The following is a 3,379-nucleotide window of genomic DNA, read 5'->3' on the forward strand; positions in this document are numbered from 1 at the left end:
CGCCGCGGGGGGCCCCGACGACGGAGCCCGCGCCCGCGGGGACGCCGCGCTCGAGGACGTGCTCGCCTTCGCCCGCACCGGCCAGGCCGCCCCCGCCCTCGACGTCACCGACGCCGACCAGCTCGCGACCGCCCACACCCAGGGCTTCCCCGTCGCGGACCTGACCCCCGAGAGCGGGACCGAGGAGCGCGCGTGCGCCTACGAGGCCCCCGACCCGGCCTGGCTCGCGTCCGCCGACGGGGTCTTCACCCTCGCGTCCGTCGAGTGCACGCAGTCCGTGACGCTCACCGGCGGGTGGACCGCGCCCACCCCGACGACCGGCACGCTCGGGACCGTCCCGCCCGGCGCCCGCCTGTCGTCGTGGACCGTCACGCAGACGGTCACGGTCCTCGTCGAGGCGCACGACGACGGCACGTCCCGGGTGGTCGGCTCCCGGCTGCGCCCCGTCCGGACGGACGTCACACTCGCCCCGTGACCCCGGTCGCTGCGGACACCAGGGGCGCGGCGTAGGTTCGATCCATGAGCGACACCACCGGTTCGAACCCCGTCCCCCGCGGCTGGAAGCGCCGCGGCCCGCACTTCACCGACCGCATCGCCGCGGACAGCACCTCCGCCCCCGGCGGGCAGGGCGACGACCACGGCCGGTGGCCCGTCGAGCCCGGCCGCTACCGGCTCGTCGCGAGCCTCGCGTGCCCGTGGGCGCACCGGTCGATCATCGTGCGTCGGCTGCTCGGGCTCGAGAACGCGATCTCGCTCGGCGTCGTCGACCCGATCCAGGACTCGCGCTCGTGGCGCTTCACCCTCGACCGCGAGGGAGTCGACCCCGAGCTCGGCTCCCACTTCCTCGCCGAGCACTACCTCGCGCGCGACCCCGAGGACGACGGCGGCGTGAGCGTGCCCGCGATCGTCGACGTCCCCTCGCGCCTGCTCGTCACCAACGACTACCCGCAGATCACGCTCGACCTGTCGACCGAGTGGACCGCGTACCACCGGCCCGGCGCCCCCGACCTCTACCCCGAGGCGTGGCGCGACGAGATCGACGACGTCGCCGAGAAGGTCTACCTCGACGTCAACAACGGCGTGTACCGCGCCGGGTTCGCCGACTCGCAGGAGAAGTACGACAGGGCGTACGGGATCCTCTTCGAGCGCCTCGACTGGCTCTCCGACCGGCTGTCCGAGCGTCGCTACCTCGTCGGGGACCACATCACCGAGGCCGACGTGCGCCTGTTCACGACGCTGGTCCGGTTCGACGCGGTCTACCACGGGCACTTCAAGACCAACCGCAACAAGATCACCGAGGACAAGGTCCTGTGGGGGTACGTGCGCGACCTGTTCCAGACGCCGGGGTTCGGCGACACCGTGAACTTCGAGCACATCAAGCACCACTACTACCGGGTCCACTCCCAGCTCAACCCGAGCGGGATCGTGCCCGACGGCCCGGACCTGTCCGGCTGGCTCACGCCGCACGGGCGCGAGGCGCTCGGAGGGTCGCCCTTCGGAGACGGCAGCGCACCCACCGCGGACACGGACCTCGCGTCCTACCACCTCGCACCTCTCGCGGTGCCGGTCGAGGGGGAGCCCCGGGCGGCACGGCCCCAGGGCTGACGCGGCGAGCTCCGCCCTCCGGCGAACGAGAGAGGGGCCCCGGCATCGCGCCGGGGCCCCTCTCTCGTCGGTGTCGCCGAGCCGTCGCTCAGCCGCGGCTCTCGTCGCGCCAGAAGTACGCACCGAACGCGGAGTCCGGGACGACCGAGACGCTCCACGCCGTCGCGGTGTAGTTCCGGCCCTCGTACGCGACGCGGTCGCCCACCCGGTAGGCCTCGGTCCAATGCCAGGTCGGCAGGCAGGTCTGCCCCGCGACCTCGAACGTCCACGAGTGGCCGGAGTCGGCCACGACGCGGTACGTCGCGCCGCGCTCGGGCACGTTCGGCACCTTGAGCTGGACCCGCTTCTGGTCCTGCACCACCCGGTGCGTCTCGGGCGCCACCACGCCGTTCACCTCGACGTGGAACGTGACGGCCGCGGTCGAGGCCATGTTGTCGTACACGAACGTCACCGGCCGGTACGACTGCTGCTCGTTGTCCTCGAAGAAGCAGACGCCCAGGATCGGGGCACCCACCGTCGGCGCGAACACGTCGTAGCGTCCGGCCTCGTACCTGGCGGTCACGGTGTTGCTGCGCGCCACGCCGTCAGCGGTGACCGACTGCTGGAACTGGACGGTCCCGGCGGGGAGCCGGGTGACCCCCGTCGACAGCAAGAACTCCTGGGTAGCCCCGGCCGGGACGTCGACCGCTGCCCCGGCGAAGCCGTACACCGGGGAGTACATGCGCACCCGCACGGTACCCGGTGAGGTGTTGGTGTACGTGCCCACGATGCGGACCGACTTGTCGGCAGCCTCCGCACGGGCGCTCTGCGTCGCCGACCAGCTCGGGACGTAGCAGCTCGCCGCAGGGATCGACTGGCTCGCGACCTGCCGCCCGTCGGCCGAGATGGTGAACGTGGCGCCCTGGTACCCGGCCGACGCCGTCACCGGGACGACCTTCCCCGGGGCCACGACCTGCGCGAGGTCGTCGCGACCCGCGACCGTGAACTGCACCGGCAACGTCGAGGACGAGTTGTCGAACGTCAGCGTCACGGAGGTCGAGGAGGCGTGCGCGGCCAGGTCGTACACGCACTGACCGGCAGTGACGGCGGCCTTCGGGGTGATCGTCGCGCGGTCGTACGTGGCGACGACCTCACCCTGGTACCCCTTGCCCGGGGCGCCCGTCTCCGCCACCCACCGGTACTGGCGGAAGGTGACCTTCCCGGCGTCGACCGACTGGCGACCCGTGTCGATCGTGAACGAGCCCGTCTGTCCCGGCGCCAACGTGACCTTCTCCGCGTCCTTCGCACCGAGGCCCACCGGCGCGAGCATCCGCACGTCCATCGCCTCGGCCGTCGTGTTCACCACCGTGCCGGTCAGACGCACCTGACCACCCACGTTCTCCGCAGCCACCGACACGTCCTGCGACCACTGCGGCACGTAGCAGCTCTCGCCACGGAGCGTGAACGACTCGGCGACCCGACCGTCCACCAGGACCGTGAACTCGTGCGCGTCCAGCCCGCGCAGCAGACCCGGCGCGGTCACCGTAGCCTTCTCGCCCGCGCCGACGACCGTGCGCAGACCGTCCTGACCCGCCACGCCGAACTCGACCGGCAGCGTCGAGGCCGAGTTGTCGAACGAGAACACGACGTCGGCGACCGAGGTCCGCGACCCGAGGTCGAAGACGCACTGACCGACCGTTGGCGCCACGGCCCGGGGTGCGATCCTTGCCGCGTCGAACGATGCCTTCTCCGAGTGCGTGTAGCCCTTGCCCTCCGACCCGGTCTCGACCACCCA

Annotated in this window: 3 protein-coding genes; 2 read left to right on the plus strand and 1 reads right to left on the minus strand. The window is 72.2% G+C overall.

All coding sequences use genetic code 11. The features are described from left to right. Together H9652_RS18000 and H9652_RS18005 are read left to right on the plus strand one after the other, a co-directional pair. Positions 1-475: hypothetical protein (locus H9652_RS18000; protein WP_191797961.1), on the plus strand; the 475-nt coding region annotated here is incomplete at its 5' end. 44 nt (positions 476-519) lie between these two features. Continuing rightward, positions 520-1,605: a glutathione S-transferase family protein gene (locus H9652_RS18005; protein ID WP_191797964.1), complete on the plus strand. Its 1,086-nt coding sequence runs from the start codon at positions 520-522 to the stop codon at positions 1,603-1,605. 88 nt (positions 1,606-1,693) lie between these two features. Here the strand turns inward: H9652_RS18005 and H9652_RS18010 are convergent. Then, a partial coding sequence (locus tag H9652_RS18010) for a hypothetical protein (protein ID WP_191797965.1) occupies positions 1,694-3,379 on the minus strand: 1,686 nt, incomplete at its 5' end.

The organism is Oerskovia rustica, assembly GCF_014836555.1.
GTDB classification, from domain to species: domain Bacteria; phylum Actinomycetota; class Actinomycetes; order Actinomycetales; family Cellulomonadaceae; genus Oerskovia; species Oerskovia rustica.